The organism is Veillonella tobetsuensis, assembly GCF_001078375.1.
Taxonomy (GTDB): Bacteria; Bacillota; Negativicutes; order Veillonellales; family Veillonellaceae; genus Veillonella; species Veillonella tobetsuensis.
In genome coordinates, this window is sequence record NZ_DF967922.1 from 100,906 (window position 1) to 124,466 (window position 23,561).

The 23,561-nt window shown below is 39.6% G+C and carries 21 protein-coding genes; 18 read left to right on the forward strand and 3 right to left on the reverse strand.

Features of this window, described 5'->3' with window-relative positions; all coding sequences use genetic code 11:
- Window positions 1-34 precede the first annotated feature (34 nt).
- From eutS to VEI_RS09935, 14 genes are all read left to right on the forward strand, one after another.
- Window positions 35-397: an ethanolamine utilization microcompartment protein EutS gene (gene eutS / locus VEI_RS09870; RefSeq protein ID WP_038117203.1), complete on the forward strand. Its 363-nt coding sequence runs from the start codon at window positions 35-37 to the stop codon at window positions 395-397.
- A gap of 13 nt (window positions 398-410) precedes the next feature.
- Window positions 411-851 (forward strand): EutP/PduV family microcompartment system protein, encoded by a 441-nt coding sequence (locus VEI_RS09875; RefSeq protein ID WP_059364802.1) that lies wholly within the window; start codon window positions 411-413, stop codon window positions 849-851.
- Window positions 852-869: 18 nt separating this feature from the next.
- Complete coding sequence (locus tag VEI_RS09880; RefSeq protein WP_059364805.1) at window positions 870-1,877, forward strand: nicotinate-nucleotide--dimethylbenzimidazole phosphoribosyltransferase; 1,008 nt, start codon at window positions 870-872, stop codon at window positions 1,875-1,877.
- Between the two features lie 44 nt (window positions 1,878-1,921).
- Window positions 1,922-2,203, forward strand: a complete 282-nt coding sequence (gene pduA / locus VEI_RS09885) for a propanediol utilization microcompartment protein PduA (protein WP_059364808.1) — start codon at window positions 1,922-1,924, stop codon at window positions 2,201-2,203.
- A gap of 2 nt (window positions 2,204-2,205) precedes the next feature.
- On the forward strand, window positions 2,206-3,057 hold the full coding sequence (gene pduB / locus VEI_RS09890; protein WP_223209368.1) for a propanediol utilization microcompartment protein PduB: 852 nt from the start codon (window positions 2,206-2,208) through the stop codon (window positions 3,055-3,057).
- A 92-nt stretch (window positions 3,058-3,149) separates the two neighbouring features.
- On the forward strand, window positions 3,150-3,689 hold the full coding sequence (locus VEI_RS10615; RefSeq protein WP_059364811.1) for a BMC domain-containing protein: 540 nt from the start codon (window positions 3,150-3,152) through the stop codon (window positions 3,687-3,689).
- Window positions 3,682-3,957, forward strand: a complete 276-nt coding sequence (gene pduA / locus VEI_RS09900; RefSeq protein WP_005385294.1) for a propanediol utilization microcompartment protein PduA — start codon at window positions 3,682-3,684, stop codon at window positions 3,955-3,957. The genes VEI_RS10615 and pduA (VEI_RS09900) overlap by 8 nt, the downstream gene beginning before the upstream one ends.
- A 6-nt stretch (window positions 3,958-3,963) precedes the next feature.
- The gene (pduL, locus tag VEI_RS09905) at window positions 3,964-4,584 is read left to right on the forward strand and encodes a phosphate propanoyltransferase (RefSeq protein WP_059364815.1); all 621 of its coding nucleotides are present in this window, start codon (window positions 3,964-3,966) and stop codon (window positions 4,582-4,584) included.
- Between the two features lie 10 nt (window positions 4,585-4,594).
- Window positions 4,595-5,434 (forward strand): ethanolamine utilization protein EutJ, encoded by an 840-nt coding sequence (eutJ, locus tag VEI_RS09910; protein ID WP_082161480.1) that lies wholly within the window; start codon window positions 4,595-4,597, stop codon window positions 5,432-5,434.
- 1 nt (window position 5,435) lies between these two features.
- Window positions 5,436-5,927 (forward strand): PduM family microcompartment protein, encoded by a 492-nt coding sequence (gene pduM, locus VEI_RS09915; protein WP_059364821.1) that lies wholly within the window; start codon window positions 5,436-5,438, stop codon window positions 5,925-5,927.
- Window positions 5,914-6,180: a EutN/CcmL family microcompartment protein gene (locus tag VEI_RS09920; RefSeq protein WP_059364824.1), complete on the forward strand. Its 267-nt coding sequence runs from the start codon at window positions 5,914-5,916 to the stop codon at window positions 6,178-6,180. The genes pduM and VEI_RS09920 overlap by 14 nt, the downstream gene beginning before the upstream one ends.
- A gap of 131 nt (window positions 6,181-6,311) precedes the next feature.
- On the forward strand, window positions 6,312-7,742 hold the full coding sequence (locus tag VEI_RS09925) for an aldehyde dehydrogenase family protein (RefSeq protein WP_059364829.1): 1,431 nt from the start codon (window positions 6,312-6,314) through the stop codon (window positions 7,740-7,742).
- 11 nt (window positions 7,743-7,753) lie between these two features.
- Window positions 7,754-8,872 (forward strand): 1-propanol dehydrogenase PduQ, encoded by a 1,119-nt coding sequence (locus tag VEI_RS09930; RefSeq protein WP_059364832.1) that lies wholly within the window; start codon window positions 7,754-7,756, stop codon window positions 8,870-8,872.
- Between the two features lie 368 nt (window positions 8,873-9,240).
- Window positions 9,241-13,497 (forward strand): 2-hydroxyacyl-CoA dehydratase, encoded by a 4,257-nt coding sequence (locus tag VEI_RS09935; RefSeq protein ID WP_059364835.1) that lies wholly within the window; start codon window positions 9,241-9,243, stop codon window positions 13,495-13,497.
- Between the two features lie 76 nt (window positions 13,498-13,573).
- Here VEI_RS09935 and VEI_RS09940 read toward each other — a convergent pair whose 3' ends face one another.
- From VEI_RS09940 to VEI_RS09950, 3 genes are all read right to left on the reverse strand, one after another.
- The gene (locus VEI_RS09940; protein ID WP_059364838.1) at window positions 13,574-14,755 is read right to left on the reverse strand and encodes a multidrug effflux MFS transporter; all 1,182 of its coding nucleotides are present in this window, start codon (window positions 14,753-14,755) and stop codon (window positions 13,574-13,576) included.
- Between the two features lie 207 nt (window positions 14,756-14,962).
- Window positions 14,963-16,600 (reverse strand): L-lactate permease, encoded by a 1,638-nt coding sequence (locus tag VEI_RS09945; RefSeq protein WP_059364841.1) that lies wholly within the window; start codon window positions 16,598-16,600, stop codon window positions 14,963-14,965.
- Window positions 16,601-16,895: 295 nt separating this feature from the next.
- Entirely contained in the window at window positions 16,896-18,035 is a 1,140-nt protein-coding gene (locus VEI_RS09950) for an Ldh family oxidoreductase (RefSeq protein ID WP_059364843.1), read from the reverse strand.
- 602 nt (window positions 18,036-18,637) lie between these two features.
- On the opposite strand from VEI_RS09950, the gene VEI_RS09955 reads away from it, so the two are divergent.
- From VEI_RS09955 to VEI_RS09970, 4 genes are all read left to right on the forward strand, one after another.
- Window positions 18,638-20,674, forward strand: a complete 2,037-nt coding sequence (locus VEI_RS09955) for a molybdopterin-dependent oxidoreductase (RefSeq protein WP_059364846.1) — start codon at window positions 18,638-18,640, stop codon at window positions 20,672-20,674.
- A 99-nt stretch (window positions 20,675-20,773) separates the two neighbouring features.
- Entirely contained in the window at window positions 20,774-22,108 is a 1,335-nt protein-coding gene (gene brnQ / locus VEI_RS09960; protein ID WP_059364848.1) for a branched-chain amino acid transport system II carrier protein, read from the forward strand.
- A gap of 243 nt (window positions 22,109-22,351) precedes the next feature.
- Window positions 22,352-22,591, forward strand: coding sequence for a DUF1653 domain-containing protein (locus VEI_RS09965; protein ID WP_059364851.1), 240 nt, complete (start codon window positions 22,352-22,354; stop codon window positions 22,589-22,591).
- 55 nt (window positions 22,592-22,646) lie between these two features.
- Complete coding sequence (locus tag VEI_RS09970; protein ID WP_059364854.1) at window positions 22,647-23,423, forward strand: HAD-IIB family hydrolase; 777 nt, start codon at window positions 22,647-22,649, stop codon at window positions 23,421-23,423.
- Window positions 23,424-23,561: the final 138 nt, after the last annotated feature.

Here is a 23,561-nt window from a genome sequence, read left to right on the forward strand (position 1 = left end):
ATGAAATACACAATTTGTATTAGGAGGAGGTTATATGGCCTTTCAAGAGGTAATTGATGCAAAACAACGCATCATTCAAGAATTTGTACCCGGAAAACAGGTTACTATAGCTCATGTTATTGCTAATCCTAAGCCTGATTTATTTAGAAAAATGGGGCTTGAAGAAAAGGGGCGTAATGCTATTGGGATTCTTACCATAACACCTGGCGAAGGGACCATTATTGCAGCCGATATTGCAAGCAAGTCTGGTGATATCGAAATCGGTTTCATCGACAGATTTTCGGGAGCACTTCTCATAACTGGTGATGTATCTGCTGTTGAATCAGCATTGCGCAGCGTTATCGAAGGATTGCAACGCATATTAGGATTCTTTCCAACGGATTTAACAAGATCCTAATGAAAGGGTAATTATGAGTACCGAACAAAAACAAAAGCGCATCCTTCTCGTAGGGCGCAGTGGATGTGGTAAGACCACATTAGCAGATACGATTACCCATGGCTCTGCCACGTATCATAAGACACAAGCTATAACGCGCGTAGGTAACTTCATTGATACCCCTGGAGAATACATGGAAAATCCTAATTACTATCGAGGCATTATCTTGCATGCCTATGATGCGGACTTGGTGATTTTCATGATTCCTGCAGGTGATACGACAACGATATTCCCGCCAAGTTTTGGGAATTCCCTAAATCGCGAGGTTATAGGTATTGTATCAAAGGTGGATACGGGCAAAGATGTAGAGGCGCCTCGCCGTAATCTTAAACTGGCGGGGGCTACTAAGATTTTTGAAATATCCGTTCACGATCAAGAATCGTTGAACAGTTTATGTGACTACATATACAGTTAGTTGAAAGAAGGTTTTTCCATGGACAGAGGTTTTGAAGAACAACTCAACCAATTTATTTTAAATAAGGCGATTATTCCAAAAAGCTTAGGTCTATGGGAGCGATATTTCAAAAAAATGTGTCTTGCTTGGCAAGAGATTCGGCCTGAGATTCACGTACAACATATTATCTTTTCTGCAGATAACGGAATCTCCGTAGACGGACTAATCGGTTATAACTACGAAATTACTCGTAAACAATCTCAGAATATGATTGATGGTAAAAGCGCAGTTGCTAATTACTGTATCTTTAACCATATTCCTTACGAAGTGGTAGACGTAGGCATTGCGTGTCCTAAAGGAATAGGGATAGACCGAAAAGTTAGTCAAGGTACGAAAAATATTTTACATGGTGCCGCTATGAGCGGTGAAGAATTTGATTTAGCATACCAAGCTGGTTATAACCGCGTTGTGTACTATGCGGAATCGGGAATCAACCTGTTTTCCTTCGGTGAAATGGGCGTTGGTAATACTACCACATCAGCAGCTGTGTTAAGCGGGCTTACAAAATTAGACCCACGAATAACCGTAGGACCTGGATCTGGTCCCGATGACGAAGCGTATATGAATCAAAAACGTGAGTTTGTACGGACTGCATTAGCCCATCATAAGGGGTATCTTAATACACCAAAGGATGTAATTAGTCGCGTTGGTGGATTTGATATAGCCGCAATTACAGGTGCGATGGTAGCCTGTACAGATTTGCATATTCCATTCGTTATCGATGGGTATATTACGGCGGTGGCGATGGCTTGTGCCACTCAAATGAATGGTGAAGCGCCATTGTATGGCATTCCATCTCACTATTCTCGTGAAGTGGGCATGGCCGCAGCACTAGCGTATGCAAATATTCGTCTTGATGAAGTTCCAATCCATGGACAAATGGCATTAGGTGAAGGTACAGGAGCTGTGTTGATGGTACAACTTCTTAAAACCGCACATTTTGCCTTTATGAACATAGGCACTATGGTGGAACTTTTAGAAAAATAAATTTGTGATCTTTGTACTATGTTTTGTAAAAGGAGAGAAAACAGATGACACAAGAAGCATTAGGTATGGTGGAAACTAAGGGTTTAGTAGGCGCTATCGAAGCAGCAGATGCAATGCTTAAAGCAGCTAATGTGGAGCTCGTAGGCAATGAAAAAATTGGCTCTGGTCTCGTTACTGTTATGGTTCGCGGTGATGTAGGTGCTGTAAAAGCTGCCGTAGATGCAGGTGCAGCCGCTGCGGAACGCGTAGGTGTTGTTATCTCTACTCATGTAATTCCAAGACCACATAGAGATGTGGAAGGTATTTTACCAACAAAGGGTGAATAATTATGACCGATACTAAAGGTATGGTAGATGAGATTTTAAGACGCGTATTGATGCGTATTGATGACGCTGGTTTAGGTGATGTTACAACTGGCGTAACAACTACTGCATCTTGTGCATGTGGCTCGTCAGCAGTAATTACGCCTAGTATAAGTCAACTACAAACATCAATCATTACTGAACACGTAGGTAGCACTATAACAGGCGATACAATTGGTCTCGTAATTGCAAATGTAGATAGTCAAGTATTGGAAGCTATGAAGCTCACTAAGTCATATCGATCAATCGGTATCTTAGGTTCACGTACAGGTGCAGGGCCGCAAATCATGGCTGCTGATGAAGCTGTAAAAGCAACGAATACAGAGATTGTTAGCATTGAATTTGCTAGAGATATGAAAGGTGGTGCCGGAGCTGGTTCCCTTATCATATTTGGTGGCGATGATGTATCTGATGTAAGACGTTCAGTGGAAGTAGCATTACGTGAATTAGAACGTACTTTCAGCGAAGTATATATGAATGAGGCAGGTCATGTGGAAGTTCAATATACAGCTCGCGCTGGAGAAGCCTTAGTCACTGCCTTCGGCACTCCAGAAGGTAAAGCTTTTGGTTTGATTGTTGGTGCTCCAGCGGCTATAGGTGTAGTTATGGCAGATACAGCAGTTAAATCAGCTAATGTAGATGTGGTAGGCTATCGTTCACCATCGAGCTCCGCTATGAGTAACGAAGTTATTTTACAAATTTGTGGTGATTCGGGTGCTGTTAAACAAGCTGTAAAAACGGCACGTGATGTAGGACTAGCTTTACTAGAAACTATGGGAGAACGACCTAAGAATAAAGGTAATGCTTATATTATCTAATGGATGAAGTAGGCATGCAATGTAGCTAATGTTATAGGACTGCATGAATCGTACGTGCGAATCATCAAAAGAAATAGACGTCGGGAGGTGGCATGGTGAAAGATTCACTAGGGTTACTAGAAGTAGCTGGTTTGCTGGGGGCTATCACCGCATCAGATGCAATGGTTAAAGCTGCAAATGTACGGCTAATCGGCATAGAAAAGGCGAGAGGCCTTGGCTGGATGACTGTAAAGGTTGCTGGTGATGTAGCCGCTGTTGAAGCAGCTGTCCAAACTGGTGTAGCGCTTACAAAAGGTATGAACCTTTATGTGGCTCATAAAGTAATTCCTCGACCTGCAGAAGGCTTAGTAGAATACTTTAATGATGATTTTACAGATAAGCCAGCTAAGGTATCTGATGATACAAAAGCATCTCAGGAAGCGGTAGTTAATGAACCAGTAAAAGCAGAAGATAATACATCTGAAGAAGAGAAATCTTCATTAGATGAAAAGGTTGCTGAAGTGTTAGATGAAATCGTATCTACGATTATAGAACCAAAAAGTTCTAAGTCGACTGGTACAAAGAAAGTAGCACCGAAGAAAGCTCAAAAAAGAAATAATGTAGTAAATAATAAAGGAGATTATCATGAATAACGCATTAGGCATGGTAGAAACAAAAGGTTTAGTAGGCGCAATTGAAGCGGCAGACGCAATGGTAAAAGCAGCTAACGTTACATTAGAAGGTACTGAAAAAATCGGTTCCGGTCTTGTAACAGTAATGGTTCGCGGTGATGTAGGCGCTGTAAAAGCAGCTGTTGATGCGGGCTGTGCAGCAGCACAAAAAGTAGGTGAAGTAGTATCTACTCATGTAATTCCACGCCCTCATAGTGATGTAGAATTGATCTTACCTAAGAAAGGATAATAGCTTATGGATCGGGAACAGATTCGTGCTATCGTACGAGAAGTGATCGAAGCCATGTTCGAATCGTCCATTCCCGTAGGTGTGAGCAATAGACATGTCCATCTATGTCAGGAGGACTGGGATATATTATTCCCTAACCAGGCTATTACTAAAAAAAGTGACTTAAAACAAACTGGAGAGTTTGCTTCAGAACAAACAGTTACTTTAGTGGGACCCAAGGGAGTTATCCAGAATGTCCGCGTTTTGGGACCGCTCAGAAAACAATCACAAGTGGAGGTATCATTGACCGATGCACGTACATTAGGTGTTAAGCCTCCAATTGTGCTATCTGGTCATTTAGAATCGGCCGTAGAGATTACTCTCTGCACCGAAAATGGTGAAGTCACTAAACCTATTTGCATTGTTGCGAAGCGCCATATTCATATGTCGCCAGAAGATGCAAAAAGGCTTCATGTAATCGATGGCGAGAGTGTGAGCGTAGAATTGCAAACACCTGAGCGCACTACTGTATTCAGTGACGTCATCGTTCGAGCTGTACCTGGTTTTGTTCTAGAGCTCCATATTGATACAGATGAGGCAAATGCTGCCAATGTACAAGGTACAGTGATGGCGAGAATTGTACAGTAAAGTAGGTGATATGATGAAAGGTTTGAAAAAGGCAAATAATACCTTGCAAGAGTTCTCTGATCTTGTAGAGTCTAAACAAGTGAGCTCTCATAATCAAAAGAATTTGCGCGTAGGCATTGACCTTGGTACATCATCTATTGTCTTATCCGTAGTTAATGATAAAGGCAAACCTATATATGGTGCCTTTGAATACAACGAGTCCATCCGTGATGGCCTTGTAGTAGACTATGTAGGCGCTGTTACAATTACGCGAGCTTTAAAGGCTAAGGCAGAAGCAGCTTTGGGCACAGAACTTGTATATGCTGCGGCAGCTGTACCACCTGGGACGATAGGAAAGAATAAAGATGTAGTCGGTCATGTGCTAGAAAGTGCTGGTTTTGAAGTAACTTGTATTCTAGACGAACCTACCGCTGCTGCTAATGTGCTAGGCATCACTGATGGCGCTGTTATCGACGTCGGTGGTGGCACTACGGGTATAAGCATTTTAAAGGATGGCCAAGTTGTATATACCGTAGATGAGCCTACAGGAGGTACCCATATGAACCTCGTGATTAGCGGAGCCTATGGCATCTCTATCTCCGAAGCTGAGGCTTATAAGCGCAATGAAGCTAATAAACGCGATGTATATGCAACGATACGGCCTGTTGTTGAAAAGATGGCAGCTATTTCTAAGCGTGCGTTGCAAGAGGGGGGCTATGAAAAGGGGACTCCTATTGTTGTTGTAGGTGGTGCTTCTAATTTTGAAGAATTCACAAAAACCTTCAGTCAATATATAGGATTGCCTGTGCATAAGCCATTATATCCAGAATTTGTAACACCCTTAGGGATTGCCATAGGAAGTGAGCATTAATATGGATGCATTAGTTAAACTGGTGCTAGAACGCCTAGAAAAGCGCATGACATCCACTGCAACTTTTATGGTCACAGATTGCAATAGCTATGATGAACATATATTATTGCAGAACCAGCTCATTTCTTTCACTGGTATAGATTATGGTCATATACGAGAGCTGATGAGCCATACATTGGTGCCTTGGGTAGCTTGCCTGCACCGTGCATTAGCTTATGACTGTGAGGTGACGATACGCCTAGCAGTTCCTGTAACCTCGTTGATGAATCCATCAGTCATTCTAGATTGGCCTATCAAATTTCTAGATAAATTTGGTCGTCCTATATATGCTAGTCATCAAGCGTGGATAACGGCCTCTTTTGTTAAATCTTGTAAAAGTCAGTCTATTATCGTCGTATATAGGGGACAACGGTTCACCATGGCTGCTCGAGATGAAATCGAGAGCTTAGGTATCACAATAATTGAAGGGAACGAGAAGTATGCAAGTCGGTAAAGTTGTGGGTAGTATCGTATCTACTCAAAAGCATGAATCTCTAAAGGGAATGAAACTGATGATGGTAGATATTCTCGATGGAGAACAAGAGTTGACGGGGCGCATAGAAATCGCCGTCGATACAGTATGTGCTGGTGAAGGTGAATATGTGCTTTTAACTCGAGGTTCATCGGCACGGCATATTTTCGAAAATGATAAAGGCACCGCAGTAGATTGTGCTATTGTGGGTATTATTGATAGTTTTGAAAAATAATTGTATAGGAATTAGCTGGTGCCAGAATTAAACCTAGTTATTGTGTCACATCATGAATGTAACCTTGATTGTGTACACCGTAAGTTGATATGGTCATTGCATCAGCAATGCAACCTATATGGAGGTTCATGATGGAAAACAATACACAGTTGAAAGAAATGATCCGCTCCATGGTTATAGATGTATTACAGGGGCAAAAGCAAGAAAATGCCTCATCAGAATCTATTAAACAAGCACCTAGGGGTCAAGTCGAACCAGGGGTATTTGATACAGTTGATGACGCAATTCAAGCAGCAAAAGCAGCGCAAGCTCGCTTTGAAGATTGTACCTTGGCAACCCGTGAAAAGGTAATTGCAGATATCCGTGCTGCTATGCGACCACGAGTACAAGAGTTGGCTCAAAAAACTGTTGAAGAAACGGGAATGGGCCGTATTGCGGATAAAGTACTAAAATTAAATCTTACACTTGATAAAACACCAGGCGTAGAAGATCTTGTGACAGAGTGTGAAACTGGCGATAATGGTATGACATTATATGAATTATCTGCGTACGGTGTCATTGGTGCCATAACGCCCAGTACGAATCCAGCAGAGACATTGATATGTAACTCTATTGGTATGTTGGCTGCAGGGAATGCTATATTCTTTAGCGTTCATCCTGGTGCCAAACATCTGAGCAGATTACTTGTTAGCGAATTAAACCAAATTATTGCTAAATCGATTGGTATTGAAAACCTTATCGTTACACTTCGTGAGCCATCTATTGAGTCCGCTCAAGAGATGATGCTACATCCAGATGTGAGCTTATTAGTTGTTACTGGTGGGCCTGGTGTAGTAAAACAAGCACTTCAAAGTGGTAAAAAGGTTATCGGTGCTGGTGCTGGTAATCCACCAGCCTTTGTAGATGAAACGGCAGATATTAAAAAGGCCGCTCAAGATATTGTTCTCGGTGCAAGCCTAGATAATAATATTTTATGTATTGCTGAAAAGAGCGTTGTAGCTATGCGCCAAATTGAACCACAGCTGGTTCAAGAAATGGTAAAAGTTGGTTGTGTCCTTATTGAAAACCAACAAGATATTCAACGCTTGCTAGACTTAACAGTTTTACCAAATGGGACACCAAATAAACAGTTCGTCGGTAAAAATGCAAGCGTTATTCTTGATGCGGCACATATTCCGTATAATGGTGACCCTCGCTTAATTATCTTGCGTACACCAAAAGAACACCCATTTGCAGTTATTGAAATGTTAATGCCTATTTTACCTGTTGTGACCGTAGATAGCTTTGACGAAGGTCTCGAAGTATGCTTGATGCTAGAAGCTGGATTACACCACACGGCAACAATGCATTCTTTGAATATGGAACGCCTCAATTGTATGGCTCGCAAGATGAAAACATCTATATTTGTTAAAAATGGTCCATCTTATGCAGGTCTTGGTTTCAGTGGAGAAGGAACAACAACCTTTACGATTGCCACTCCAACTGGGGAATCTACAACATCTGCTCGATGTTTTGCACGTCGTCGTAGATGCTGCTTAACAACGGGCTTTAATATTAGATAGGTGGTGAGCATATGAATAAATGGACCTTTCCGACCCAAATCTATGCAGGGCCAGATTCGTTAAATCGTCTTACAGAATTTAATAATGAGTCTATCCTTATCATATGTGACCCATTTTTAAAAGATTCCTCAAACCTTACGTATGTGATAAGTCTTATGGAAGGTAAAAATAAGATAAGTACTTATACAGAAGTAGTTCCAGATCCTCCGATTACCCATGTAGTAAAAGGTATCCAGTATATGGAAGGTATTAAACCGACTATCATCATTGCAATTGGTGGCGGCTCTTGCATTGATATGAGTAAGGGAATTGCCTATTTTGGACGTAAGTTAAAGCATATGGATATTAAATCCTTTATTGCTATTCCTACTACTAGTGGAACAGGATCAGAGGTAACCTCCTTTGCCGTTCTTACGGATAGTGAAACACAAGTTAAATATCCTCTTCTTGATGATGCAGTACTACCTGATGAAGCTTTATTGACTCCGTTGTTTGTTAAAACATCACCGCCAAATGTTACTGCTTATAGCGGTATGGATGTGCTTGTTCATGCTCTAGAAGCCTATGTAGCTACAGAGGCAAATAATTTTACTGATGCGTTGGCACAGCAAGCAATTGAGCTTGTCTTTGAATACCTACCAAAATGTTATAAGCCAACAGCCACAGACCAAGATCGCATGTCAATGCACGAAGCATCATGCCTTGCAGGACTTTCCTTTAACAAGGCCGGCGTGGGTCTCGTTCATGCCATGGCACATCAGTTGGGTGGGCAATTTCATGTACCTCATGGTCTAGCTAATAGTATGCTCTTACCATATGTGATTGCTTTTAATTGTTCTCATAATCCTGATGTGGCAAAAAAATATGCTCGTTTAGCTGCTAAATTAGGTTTTGTATCTCATAATGCCTCAGAGGAAGATAAATTAGGGTCTCTTTTAAGAGCAATCATTAAGTTACAACGCACTTTAAAATGCCCAATGACACTTACTGATTTTGGTGTGGATAAAGCTACATCTGAGATAAAACTAAATCTTATGACTGATAGAGCGTTGGAGGATATGTGTTATCGATTTAATCCATATCCAGCCAATCATGATGATATTATTGGCTTATATAAGAACGTACTATAATATATCAAGAATTCATATCAATATTTTCTTGGGAAAAAGAGATTTTAATGATATTCATTAAAGTCTCTTTTTATTTTTTTATGGTATATAAAATGTCATTACGCACAAACATTTTTATCGTAAAGTGCTATAATAAAAGTTACGGCACACAATAAATTGTAGCGTGCCGGATTATAAATAATCATATTTTATATACTACATTGGAATACGTTAAAATATAGATTTTATCTATGTTTATTGTATAATGTGTATGTAATATTTACATTTTAGATGTGTAGTTAAAGCTAAATGTTTTAGTATTTAACTTATACTTATGAAGGTATATGGTGCGAGGGTACCAAATCTTCACACTTTCAAGAGAGGTATATATGCAAAAATCCTTACGTATGGGGATCGATGTTGGTTCAACAACAGTCAAGGTCGTTTTGTTGGACCAACAAGATAATTATTTGTATAAAAAATATATCCGACATTACGCTAATATTTTGGATACTGTTTATACATTGCTACAAGAAGCTCAAGTGGGTTATGAAAATGAGAATGTACATGTAGCAATTACAGGCTCTGGCGGTATGGCGATGGCCGATAAGGTACGTATACCTTTTGTTCAAGAAGTAATTGCTGAAACTAAGGCGATTAAAGCGTTATATCCTCAAACTGACGTTATTATCGAGCTCGGTGGGGAAGATGCGAAGGTTACCTATTTGGGGCGTACTGCAGAACATCGTATGAATGGTTCTTGTGCTGGTGGAACAGGGGCCTTTATAGACCAAATGGCAACCTTGTTACAAACAGATGCGTCCGGTCTTAATACATTGGCTATGAATGCGGATACAATGTATCCGATTGCAGCGCGTTGTGGTGTATTTGCTAAAACTGATGTACAAGCCTTGTTAAATCAAGGGGCGTCTCATGAAAATATTGCTAAATCCGTATTTCAAGCTATTGTAAATCAAACGATTGCTGGTCTTGCATGCGGTCATAAAATTGAAGGTAATGTAGCATTCCTCGGTGGTCCTCTGACATTCTTGTCCGAATTGCGTCAATGCTTCTGTGATACATTGACACTTGATGAGGAGCATCGTATCATTCCTGAAAATGGCGAACTCTTTATCGCCTTGGGCGCAGCTTTAATGAATGATGAATGCCGTCAGATTACGGTTGGTGAATTAACAAATGAAATTGGTGCGCTCATCGGTATTCCGATGGAAGCTACTGACCGCGTCGATCCACTATTTAAAAATGAAGACGAGTTAAATGAGTTTAGAAATCGTCATGCGAAGGCCGTGACTCCGAAAGCAGACATTAAGGAGGCCGTAGGTCCTTGTTATCTTGGAATTGATGCGGGTTCTACTACGCTAAAAGTTGTTTTAATTAATGCTAACAATGAAATTATCTTCTCACATTATGGTCCCAATCATGGTAAACCATTAGAAAAATCACAAGAGTTGATTGAACAAATTTATGGTTTGCTACCGAAGGGGGCTTATATTGCGCATTCTGGTGTCACTGGTTATGGGGAAGCCTTTTTGAAGCGAGCCCTGGGTATCGATATTGGTGAAGTAGAAACGATTGCTCATTATCGGGCCGCACAATTCTTCTGTCCAGATGTATCCTTTATTTTGGATATTGGTGGTCAGGATATGAAGTGTACCAAGGTACGTAATGGTTATATTGAAGATATAGTTTTAAATGAAGCTTGCTCCTCAGGTTGTGGTTCATTTATCGATACATTTGCTACATCCTTGCGTTTGCCGATTGAGCAATTTGCCAAGGAAGGTTTATTGGCACCTATGCCAATCGACTTGGGGTCTCGTTGTACCGTATTTATGAACTCTAAGGTAAAACAAGCGCAGAAAGAAGGGGCAACAGTTCCTGATATTGCAGCTGGTTTGGCTTATTCTGTTATAAAAAATGCTTTGTATAAGGTTCTTAAGGTGAAAGACCCTAAAGACCTTGGTGATCACATTGTTGTACAAGGTGGTACATTCTATAATGAAGCGGTACTTCGGGCCTTTGAAAAATTGATGGGCGTTGAAGTGATTCGTCCTGATGTATCCGGTCTGATGGGTGCCTATGGGATGGCTCTACTCGCATCAGAAGCTGCAGAGGAGTTACAAAATCAACACAGTACATTACTAGATATGGCAGGTTTGAAATCCTTACAAGTTTCTACATCTATGCGCAACTGTGGATTATGTTCTAATAATTGTATGCTCACCATCAATGCATTCTCCGATGGTCGTACCTATGTAACGGGTAATCGTTGTGATCGTGGTGCCGGCGATATGATTCAAGAGAAACATAAGCCCGTTCCTAATATGGTAGATGCAAAATTACGCCGTTATTTTGATTATTTCCTCAAGAAAAATATTCCAGAGTTCGAAGGTAAGTTACGTATTGGTATACCGCGCGTCCTCAATATATACGAAGATTTTCCGTTCTGGTTTACATTCTTCCATCAATTAGGCTGTGAAGTGGTGTTGTCCAATTATACGACGAAGGATCAATACAACAAGGCTATTGATACGATTCCATCTGATACAGCTTGTTATCCTGCTAAGGCTGTGCATGGTCATATTCGTGATCTTGCAGAGGCACAGGTTGATTTGATTTGGTACCCATGTATTCAACATGGTCCTAAGGAATTTAGCCGCGATAATAATTACCATTGTCCTATGGTTATCTCCTATCCAGAGTTAATTCGGAACAATATGCAGGATGTTATGGGGGAAACACCATTTTATGCCCCATTCTTGCCATTAGCAGATAAAAAATCTTTAGTGCCTGCGTTAGTGAAAGCCTTAAAAGACTTGCCTTTCAGTAAAGGTGAAATTTCTGATGCTGTAGAGGTTGCGTGGGCAGAGCAGGAAAAATGTAAAGCTGATTATCGAGAGATGACAAAGAAAACGGTGTCTCGTCTTGTAGCAGAGCAAGTTCCTACAATCGTATTGGCGGGGCGACCATATCATTTAGATTCAGGTATTAATCATGGTATTCCTGAACTCATTACATCCCTTGGTATGGCTGTCCTTACTGAAGATGGTGTGGCGCCACTAGGGTATGAAATTAAGCATTTGCGCGTTGTAGATCAATGGTCGTATCACAGTCGTTTGTATCGTGCCGCTGAATTTGTCAGCCGCACAGAGGGGTTCCAAATTGTAGAGTTGAATTCCTTCGGTTGTGGTCTTGACTCAATCGTTGCGGACCAAGTGAAAGATATCTTGTCTGCAAAGCATAAGATTCACACCTTACTAAAAATTGATGAAGGTACAAACTTGGGTGCTGTTACTATTCGTTTGCGCTCGTTGCAATCTGTAATGGAGCGCAGTATGCGTAAGCATCATAATCCGGAAGCACCAGTAGAAACAACTATCGATGATATTCCTTCCTATGATTATGACCGTGTTGTATTCACGGAGGAAATGAGTAAGACTTATAAAATCTTAGTACCTCAAATGTCACCACTTCATTTCCAATTATTGGATCCAGTGCTTAATTCTGAAGGCTACGATTTTGAGATGCTGCCAGCTCCAACGAGAGAAGATATTGAGATAGGTCTAAAATATATCAACAATGATGCTTGTTATCCGGCTATTATCGTCGTTGGTCAATTGATGAGTGCCTTGTTATCTGGTAAGTATGATGTTGATAAAACGGCGGTAATCATTTCTCAAACCGGTGGTGGTTGTCGAGCAACGAACTATATTGGCTATTTGCGTAAAGCCCTTATTGATGCGGGAATGGAACAAGTGCCAATTTTGTCACTTAATGCTAGTGATATGGAGCGTCAACCGGGCTTTAAATTGACAAAATCTTTCTTGCATCGGATGATTCAAGCCGTAGTTTACGGCGATGCATTGATGCAATGTGTATTGGCTACCCGTCCATATGAAATTAATCCAGGATCTGCAGATGCATTGTGTGATTATTGGATAAAAAAATTACGGGAACGCATCACAAAAGCCAATATCTTCCAATATAGCAAATATATTAAGAATATCATTGATGACTTTGATAATTTGCCTGTAGATAAATCAAAACCAAGACCTCGTGTAGGCGTAGTAGGTGAAATTTATGTTAAGTTCCATCCTAGTGCGAATAACAATATCAATGAACTCATAGAAAAAGAGGGGGGCGAGGTTGTAACCTCTGGCTTACTAGATTTCTTCTTGTACTGTGCAATGGATAGCACGTATCGTGCAAAACATTTAGATGGTACCTGGTTATCTGGTTTCTTCGGCTCCTTGGCTCGAGAGGCCTTAGAACTATATCGCTTGCCATATGCAAAGGCAGTGGCAGCGTCAAAGAACTTTGATCCATTACAACGAATGACAAAGGTTGCAAAAGAGGCGGCCCACTTTATTGATCTTGGTAACCAATGCGGTGAAGGTTGGTTTCTTACAGGGGATATGATTGATCTCATTGAAAAAGGTGCAAAACAAGTTGTATGTTTACAACCCTTTGGTTGTTTGCCTAACCATGTAAGTGGTAAAGGTATGGTAAAAACTTTATCGGAAGCATATCCTGATGTACGCATTGCAGCTATTGACTATGATCCGGGTTCAAGTGCAGTAAATCAAGCAAACCGATTGAAGTTGTTGTTAGCGACTATGTTTGAATGATAACTTAATAGTTAATTAAATAATTACCAATATATAGAAAAAAGCGTCCTAGGACGCTTTTTCTATGAAGTTGATATTAATTTTCTTTAATCATTGTATAGAAGCACACTAATGCTAATGCAGCACATGCAACCATAACAATCCCCATAGGAACACCGGTGTGACTGCCACCGATACCTACTAATGGTGATACAAAACTCGCTGAAAACATGCCTGCAAAGCCTAGAATAGCAGAGGCACTACCTGCTTGGTGTCCGTATTTAGCCATTGCCATAGAGAAACCGGCTGAACCGAATACAGATACAGTACAAATCGTAAAGAAAAGAATAATACTAGTTACTATAAAGGACCAATTAAAGTACATCGCACAAAGGAACAGCGTTGAGCCGATAGTTAACTGCCATAAACTAGTGTTTAAGATAGTTTTCATTGTTACAACATTACTTGCTTTTGCACTAAGCACACTAGCGAGGATAATCCCACAACTATTGATACCAAACATATAACTAAACTCTTGTGCAGATAGGTTGAAGATGTTTTGGTATACAAAGGATGAACCAGAAATATAGGCAAAGAAACCTCCAAAAGCAAACAGCTGCACTAGAGATTGTCCTAAGAAACTTTTATCCTTAAGTAGAGTACCATAGTTTTTAAAAGCTATGGTAATGCCACCAGAAATACGCTTTTCTGGTGGAAGGCTTTCAGTAAAGATAAAAGATCCTATAAGCAATACGGCAGAGAATCCCGCAAGGATGATGAAAATAAATCGCCATGTAGAAAATAATAAAAGCTGACCACCTATGAGTGGTGCAATAACAGGAGCCAACCCATTGACGAGCATGAGAAGCGACATAAGACGCATTAATTCCTTACCCGATGCAAAGTCTCGTGAAATCGCCTTAGCAATAACAACACCAATAGAACCTGTTAAACCTTGCAAAAAACGTGCAACTAGTAAAACTTCAATATTAGGTGCAATAGAACAGAGAATGCTAGCGATTACACATAAGATATTGCCAATGATGAGCGGTTTTTTTCGCCCGAATGAGTCGCTAAGTGGACCGCCAATTAATTGACCAATAGCGATACCAAATGTCATAATACCAATTGTCATCTGAATAAGGGATGCATTTGTATTAAGCTCATGAGGCATAATTGGTAAAGCCGGTAAATATAAATCAGTTCCCAGTGGTGTGATAGCTGTTAGAAGCCCAAGAAATACGACAATGAATAAAGAAATTTTCTTTGTAGACTCCATAAAATCTCCTTGATTAAAAATGGGAATAATAAAAGTCTGCGAATCGCACTTCGCAGACTGCATTTAATTGTGTTTTTTTGTAGGTCTATTGTAACATGATTTTAGATGAAGTTCTATAAATTTTTGCATACAAATATGTGTATAATATAACAAAAAAGAACAGCTCATTTCTGAGCTGTTCTTTTGGTTTACCTTATTTGCAATATCTTAGAAGAAGATACTGTGAATTTGGTGGATGAAATGTTGACCGAAGAAGGAAATGCAACCATGCATTACGATGAATACGATGAAGTATTTGAATGCAGTGTTCATGATAACGCTTGCTTCGATTTCATGCTCTAATTTGTGAGCTTCATCAGCGCTGACTTCTTTGTGGTTTTCAAGGTATGCTTTCAAAGCAGGACCTACGGCACCAATGGAAATCGCGATGGATTGTGGAGACAACATTTTACCGATACCAGCTGCACCGGAGTTAACAGCTGCTAACCAGAAGCCAAGGTCTTCCCAGTTTGTAGGATCTAAGCCTTGTGCTGCTGCAATTTGAAGTGGGCCAAACAATACGTTGGAGTTTGTACCAGAACCAGTTAAGAATGCACCCAACGCACCTACGATAGGAGCGAATAGTGGGTACAAGGAACCTGTACCAGCAACCATTGCTTTCGCAATATCTGCAGTCATACCAGAGTATGTCATCAATTTAGCAGTCATAACAACTGTGATGATTGTAAGGTATGTAAATTTCAAGTTTTTAACTGTAGAACCCAATGTACCGAAGATTTCGCCAGCTTTTGCTTTTTGAATGAAACCACCAACAATACCAGCGATGAAAATCATGATACCAGGAGTTGCAATCCAAACGAATGTGTAAGGTTTTGCACCAGGACCTTGGTAAATAGGTACAGATGTTTTAATGGACGCTAGAGGACCATTGATTGCAGGGAACAATTTAGAAGTTAATAACAACAATACGAAGATCAAGATAAATGGCATAGCCGCTACAAGACCTTCACCACCGGAAACTTTAGGAGTTTCGCCAGTTTGTTTAACTGCGTATTCAGGGTCATTAGGAGGCATAACTTTTGCACAGATAATGATAACTGCCATGATTACAATGGATGCAGAAATTACGGATAATTCAGGACCCATTACAGCATTGATTACGGTTTCAGGAACAGCCAATGCTAAACCGGAAAGTAATGTCACAAGGAATACGCCTTTTAACGCTTTAACGCCGCCACCGATAATCATAACAACGAAGAATGGAGCGATAAGGTTAAGTAAGAATAATTGAACAGAAATAAATGTACCTAAGTGGCTTGGATCAAGGCTTGTCAAGGATGCCAATGTAGTAGTTGGGATACCAATGGAGCCAAATGTTGTTGGTACGGAGTTTGCAACGAGACATGCAATGATAGATTTAAGTGGGTCAAAACCTACGGCAACCATCATAGCTGCAGGGATTGCAACGGCAGTACCGAAACCAGCCATACCTTCCATGAAGGCACCAAAGCCCCATGCAAGTAACAATGCAAGCACACGAGTATCAGATGTTACAGAAGAAAGCATTGTTTTAATAGTTTCCATTGCTTTCGTATATACTACCAAGTTATAAACGAAGATAGCAGCTGTAATAACTAATAGGATTGGCCAAATTGCCAATGCGGCACCTTCAAGGGCACCAGTGACCATAATAAATGGGTCAGAGGAGAATGCTGTAATAGCGATAATGAAAGAACCAATTGCAGCAACACTTGTTGCTTGCCATGCTGGTAATTTCAAGATGGATAACGCTACGATCAACCAAATGATTGGAGATAGCGCTAATAGAACGGTGAGAGCACTCATTTCTAAGTTCATCCTTTCATAAAATAAAATATTTATATGCTTAACAGGACGATGTAGCATTAATCAATTTAATTGATAAGTAAATCGCTATTATATTAAGTTGTAAAATTTCAGTAATAAAAATAAGTTACAATAGAATAAAAGATGTACTTATCATAAAAATTGATATTTATCTCAAAAAATTCAACCTCATTTCGGTGAGGTTGAAAATATAAGAGAGGGGACATAAACAGTGTTTATGTCCCCTTCTATACTAACTACAAGTCCTTGTTAGGGCCGTCACTAAGTTCAGGTATTAGTAGTTACCTTTGAACATTGTAGCAGGTGCTTCTGGTACATAATCGCCGAAGTAGGATTTGAAGTCAAGGCCTAATTCGTTGCAAAGGTCTTGAACTTCAAGCATTGTACCGTTAAGTACAGGGATACCTTCAGCTTTAACTTTTTCAACGGATTCGTGTTCTTTTTCACCATGAGTGTAGATACGTTCTTGACCTGCAGCTTTAGGAGCTTCACGTAATTCTTGTAAGAATTGAGAGAAGTGTTTTTTGATTTCAGCAGGATCGCCGAAGAATTCAGGGTTGATAGCCATGAAGCCGTGGCAGATATTGGATTTACCGCCAACCATACATTTGTTGGAAGTACCACCTTGGGAAAGGATGGAGGAGAACAATTCAGCAATCATGCCGTTACCATAACCTTTGTGGCCGCCAAGAACTTCTGTAGCACCACCTAAAGGAAGGATACCGCCGCCTTCATGACGGGAAATGTTGCCCAATACTTCAGCTGCGTCAGTGGAAGGAACGCCGTCTTTGTTAACAGCCCAGCCATCTGGAGTAGCTTTGCCCATTTTGTTGTACATTTCAAGTTTACCACGAGTTACTACTGTAGTGGAGCAATCGAAGAAGAAGTCAACAGGATCAGCTGGTACAGTCCAAGCGATAGGGTTGGAACCAAGCATAGCTTTACGAGCATATACAGGAACCATGATTGCTTCGGAGTTTGTACAAGAGAAACCGATTAAGCCTTGGTCGGATGCCATTTTAGCATAGTAACCAGCGATACCATAGTGATTAGAGTTACGTACGGATACGATACCAACACCAGATTTTTTAGCTTTTTCGATAGCTTTTTCGATAGCCATGTGGCCTAAGATTTGACCCATGCCGTCATGACCGTCGATAACTGCGGAGATTGGAGTTTCTTTTACGATTTCAGGTTTTGCGTCGATTTTGATCAAGCCGTTAGTGATACCTTTGTGGTAACGAACCATACGTTGCATACCATGGCTTTGAATACCGAATAAGTCGGAAGTCAAAAGTACGTCTTGGATGATGTCCGCTTCTTTTTCGGAGAAACCGAATTTTTGGAAAGCATCCATGCTCAATTTTTTCAATGTTTCATAAGGGAAAAGAACAGTGTTTTTTGCGTCTGCCATTGTTAAAACCTCTTTTCAGAAAATATGTACCTGATATAGTTACTCCACTCTGTAACAATTATGAACATTACATGATTGTCCGGTGAGTTCTATATCCTCTCAAATGACAATGTCAGTATAGCATACAATATTCAGATATTGAATAGTTTTACATAACTAAATACATTACATAATTTGCATAGCGTTCGTGAAATTTATCACAGGTTTTAGTATAAAATGCTGAAATAACAGAGTATACCTTGAAATAATTGATTATGACTTTTAGTAATTAATACATTCCTATACGTAAAAAATAGGTGTTTTGGATAAGGGTTATCTATTTGTATTGTAGGGGCTAAACTATAAATAAATAGCAGAAAGTATTGATATTTATTGTACATCTATCGAGTATATATTGATAAAATTTATAACTGATTGTATTTATTTTGATGAGTTAATTGGTGGCGTGCATTGATATACAATGTATGCAGTACAAAAGTATCCATATGATGTTGATAGTCGTTAATTTTGTTACAGATATAGAGCTATTTTTGTGATACTATAAATATACAGATGATAATATATACATATGACGAAAATGTAGTGATAAGTGAGGTACTTATATGCGTGAATATACTAATATATGTCCATACGATTGTCCTGATGCGTGTGGTCTTGTTGTTACGGTAGATAATAATAAAGTAATAAAGGTTCGAGGACATAAAGAACATGCTTTTACAAGAGGTACCTTGTGCCCTAAGATGGTACATTATGAGCAAATTATTCATTCTCCTAAACGGTTGACCACTCCATTAAGGCGTGTTGGTAAAAAAGGTATTGGTATTAATCAGTTCGAACGGATTTCATGGGATGATGCGTTACATACTATTGTAAATAACTTTAAACATACTATTGATACATTTGGTAGTGAAAGTATATTACGGTATTCCTATGCTGGAACGATGGGGGCCGTAAATAGTCCGGCAGGTGATTATTTTTTTCGCCGTATAGGTGCAACTAATCAAGATAGAGGAATTTGCTCTCCTGCTAAGCAAGCTGCTTTTAAGTCTGTTTATGGCGATACCATTGCCATTAAACCACAAGAAGCGCAATATAGTGATTTGATTATATTATGGAGTATTAATGCAATTGCTACGGATTTACATTTTCTACACGATGTCAATGTAGCTAAACAAAGAGGGGCCACTGTATGGGTTATTGATACACATAAAACGTATACCTATGACCAAGCTACGCATCATGTATATGTAAAACCTGGATCTGATGGGGCCTTAGCTCTTGGGTTGATGCATATCATACATCGTGATGATCTTGCAGATATAGATTTTATTCAACGCTATGTACAAGGTTATGAAGAACTTGTAAGAGATGTGTTACCTACCTTTACACCAGACTATGTATCTTCTATTTGTGGTGTGCCGGCTGAAGTAATAGAAGAGTTGGCACATGCTTATGCAAAGGCGAAAGCCCCATTTATTCGCCTTGGTAGTGGCGTATCCCGTTATGGTAATGGCTCCATGAGTTGTCGTTGTATCAACGCATTGCCAGCTGTTATAGGCGCATGGCAACATTTAGGTGGCGGGTTGCTGTCGAGCGCTAGTAGTAGTCAATACTTAAATAAATCATTTATGCAACAACCACAAGTCGTAACACCAGCTAAGCGTTTGATGCCTATGATTTTACTGGGAGACTTGTTGACGAACCCTAAGGCGCTCCTTGAGCATGGCTTAGAAGATACTAGCGGAGGCGTGCCGGTTCATAGTTTATATGTATTTTCTTCTAATCCAGCTATTACTGCACCAAACCAAAATTTTGTTAGGCAGGGGCTCATGAGAGACGATTTGTTCACCGTTGTACATGAACGCTTTTTTACAGACACCTGTGCTTATGCAGATATCATATTGCCTTCTACTAGCTCGGTAGAGTCAGACGATATATTTAATTCTTATGGTCACTATACCATTGGGGCTAACTATCATGCTATACCTCCAGTGGGAGAATCGCGTTCTAATTGGCAGGTTATTTCTGAACTAGCTCGTCGCATGGGATTGGATGATCCGTTTTTTAAGATGACAGAATTGGAATTGATCGAACAGATGGTTCGCAGTTCATCTAAACTTTCACAAGAGGAACAAGACAGAATTTTACAAGGTGATTTGGTGGAGGTTGAGCTACCGGAGAACTATAAACTGGATTTTAAAACTCCGTCTGGGAAAATAGAAATTTTAAATCCTCAAGAAAATATTCCCTTGATTACCTATAGAGAACCTTATGGTGATGGTGAACCGTTTTGGTTAATTGTAGGCAATGATATTCGCATATTAGATTCAAGTTTCTGTGAAATGGAATTTGATGATTCTGAGTTAATGAAATTGCGTATGAATCCAGATGACGCTAGATTATATAATATCAATGATGGCGATGTTGTAGAAATCTATAATATTCGTGGTACCGTACGTATTAAAGTATATTTGGATGCTATGGTACAAAGGGGTACTTTGGTAACCCTTGGCGTATGGTGGCAATCTCAATCTAGTGATGATGCGGTAGGCATTAATGCCCTTACTGCATCTCGTCCTACAGATGCGGGCTGGGGAAGTACATTTTATGATGTGCAAGTGAATATTCGTAAAATTTAATCATTATTCGTGTAATTTTATTTAGTTGTTGAAGTAAAGGCCCCATATCATATATAATATAATCTATTACTATAGTGTATTATGAAGGGAGATAACCTTATGGATGGAAAAGAAAATCTATCACTGCGCGCCTATTTAGCGATAGGCATGATGTTATTTGCCCTATTCTTTGGTGCGGGAAATCTTATTTTCCCGGCCGCATTAGGCCAACAAGCAGGCTCTAATGTAGGATGGGCATTGGCTGGTTTTGTATTAACTGGCGTGGGGCTACCATTGTTGGGCGTTATGGCTATGGGCTATTCTGGCTGTAAAGATGTAGAAGAATTAGCTGGTCGTGTTCACCCTGTTTATGGTCTTATTTATACTGTGGCATTATATTTGAGTATTGGACCAATGTTCGCTATACCTAGAACGGGTACTGTTGCTTATGAGATTGCAATCAAACCGTTTACAGAAGGCATGGCTATGGACATGCAACCGCTAGCATTGGCTATATTCTTTGGTATTTCTTTGTGGCTATCTATTAGCCCACAAAAGCTTGTAAATCGTATTGGTAATATTTTAACACCTGCATTATTACTCGTTATTTTATTGCTTATCGTTAAATCCTTTATTACGCCACTTGGTTCTTACATGGAGCCGCAAGCAGCTTATGCAACAACTGGTACAGCTGTGTTACAAGGCTTCCTAGATGGTTATAATACGATGGATGCATTGGCGTCAGTAGTATTCGCTATTCTTGTGGTAGACTTTGTACGTCTTACAGGTGCTACATCTCGCGATATCATTACGAAAACAGTTGTGGAAGTAGGTGCTATTGCGGTAGCATTGCTCGGTATTGTGTACGTATTCATTGCTAACATTGGTGCTACAAGCGTAGAACGATTTGGTTTGTTCGAGACAGGTGCTCCGGTGTTAACTGCTAGTGCGGACTTTTTGTTTGGTGCTACAGGTCAAGTTATTTTGGCAGTCATTGTATTGTTAGCTTGCTTGAGTACAAGTATTGGTCTTATTACATCTTGTAGTACATATTTCCATAAACTATATAGCAAAATCAGTTATAAAGCATTTGTTGTTTTATTCTCTGTAGCTGCATTTGCATTAGGTCTATTTGGCTTAAAAACAATTATCAGTGCAGCTATTCCTGTATTAATGCTCTTGTATCCATTGACTATCGTTATTATATTCTTAGCCTTAGGTGATGGTCTTTTCGGTGGTCGCCGATGCGTATATGCATGGACTATGGCTTTAACTATGATCTCTGCATTGATGAGCGGTCTTGAAACTGCAGGCTGGGCGCCAGATGCTTTACAAGCGTTGTTTAGCGAATATATTCCATTCCAAGGTATTGGTATGGGTTGGGTAAGCTTTGCGGTACTTGGTTTTATCATCGGTCTTATCCATAAAGGACTTGCGTCTGATACAACTAAATAATACTAATGGTGAAAGCCATTTAGGATAGTATAAGGAAAACGACTTTTACTTTCTTGCTTCCCTGACTATTAAGTCTAGTCAAAGTTGCAGTGAAGGTAAGAGTCGTTTTTTATGAGTTTTATTTTAGTATATATAATAACTTTTATTATATGATTGTGGTAAAGCTAATAAAATATAATTGCTTTTATGAGAAGGACTTTTTATAATAAAAGTAATGTTTTTAGTAACGGAGTAAAGGCGTTTATGAGTGAAGTTGTGAAGGGTGGTTTATACCGCCATTTTAAAGGAATGTATTATTACGTATTAGATGTAGCTACCCATTCTGAAACCGGTGAAAAGTTAGTGGTCTATCAAAAGTTATATGATAGTCGAGATCTTTATGTGCGCCCTTTAGAAATGTTTTGTAGTGACGTAGATAAAGTGAAATACCCAGATGTGAAACAAGAAAAACGGTTTCAATTGATGTCTGGACGAGATGAATAGTGTTTGTAATATAGTTTGGATGTGAAGCTGTTATAGCTGATAGATAGGAGGGCCTGTGGAACGAAAGTTTTTCTTTTTCGATATTGATAACACATTAGCGGTGTGGCCAGAAGGAAAAATCCCAGAGAGTGCTCAATATTGTATAGATGAATTGCAACGTCGAGGCCATTTAGTATCCCTTGCAACAGGTCGTATTCAAGTGGATGCGATGCGTTTTGCTGAGCAAGCGGGGATTAGAAATGTAGTTGCCGACGGAGGGCATAGTATTACCATTGATGGCAAACTAGTGTCTATGATTGGTATGAATCGTGATATGTGTATTCAATACCTTGAATATTTAGAGTCTAAGCATATACCATGGGCTGTAACAGATCGTAACAAATTGGGACGTATTACGCCTTATAAGGAAATATTGGACTGGCATCCAGGATGGGATGTATTTAAAACTATAGTAGAACCTGAATTTGACTTTCACAGTGTGGACGATTTCTATAAAATCTATGTATTCTTCAAAGATGGTGAAGAAGAGGAAAAAGATATTGAACACATGACGCATAAACTCATTCGTTATGGTGATGGTTGTGTATTATATGAGCCTATGGAAAAAGCATTAGGCATTAAAAATATGATAAGCCATTTTGATGTGAATTCAAATCAGGTTGTCGTGTTTGGTGATGGCTATAATGACTTGTCTATGTTTAGACCGGAATGGTTAAATATTGCTATGGGGAATGCTCGGGATGAACTGAAATTAGAGGCTGATTATATTACTACTGATTGCGATAAAGATGGTATTTATAATGCATGTAAGCACTTTAAATGGATTGATTAAAGGATGATATCCTATTTAAATTCTATGAGGAAAATGGTAAATTTAATATTTATTTAAACCAAAATTTCTTTGAAACATGATATACTAAAAAAGAGCCGCTCACGGGTTGAGCGGCTTTTCTATGTAAAATTTATGAAA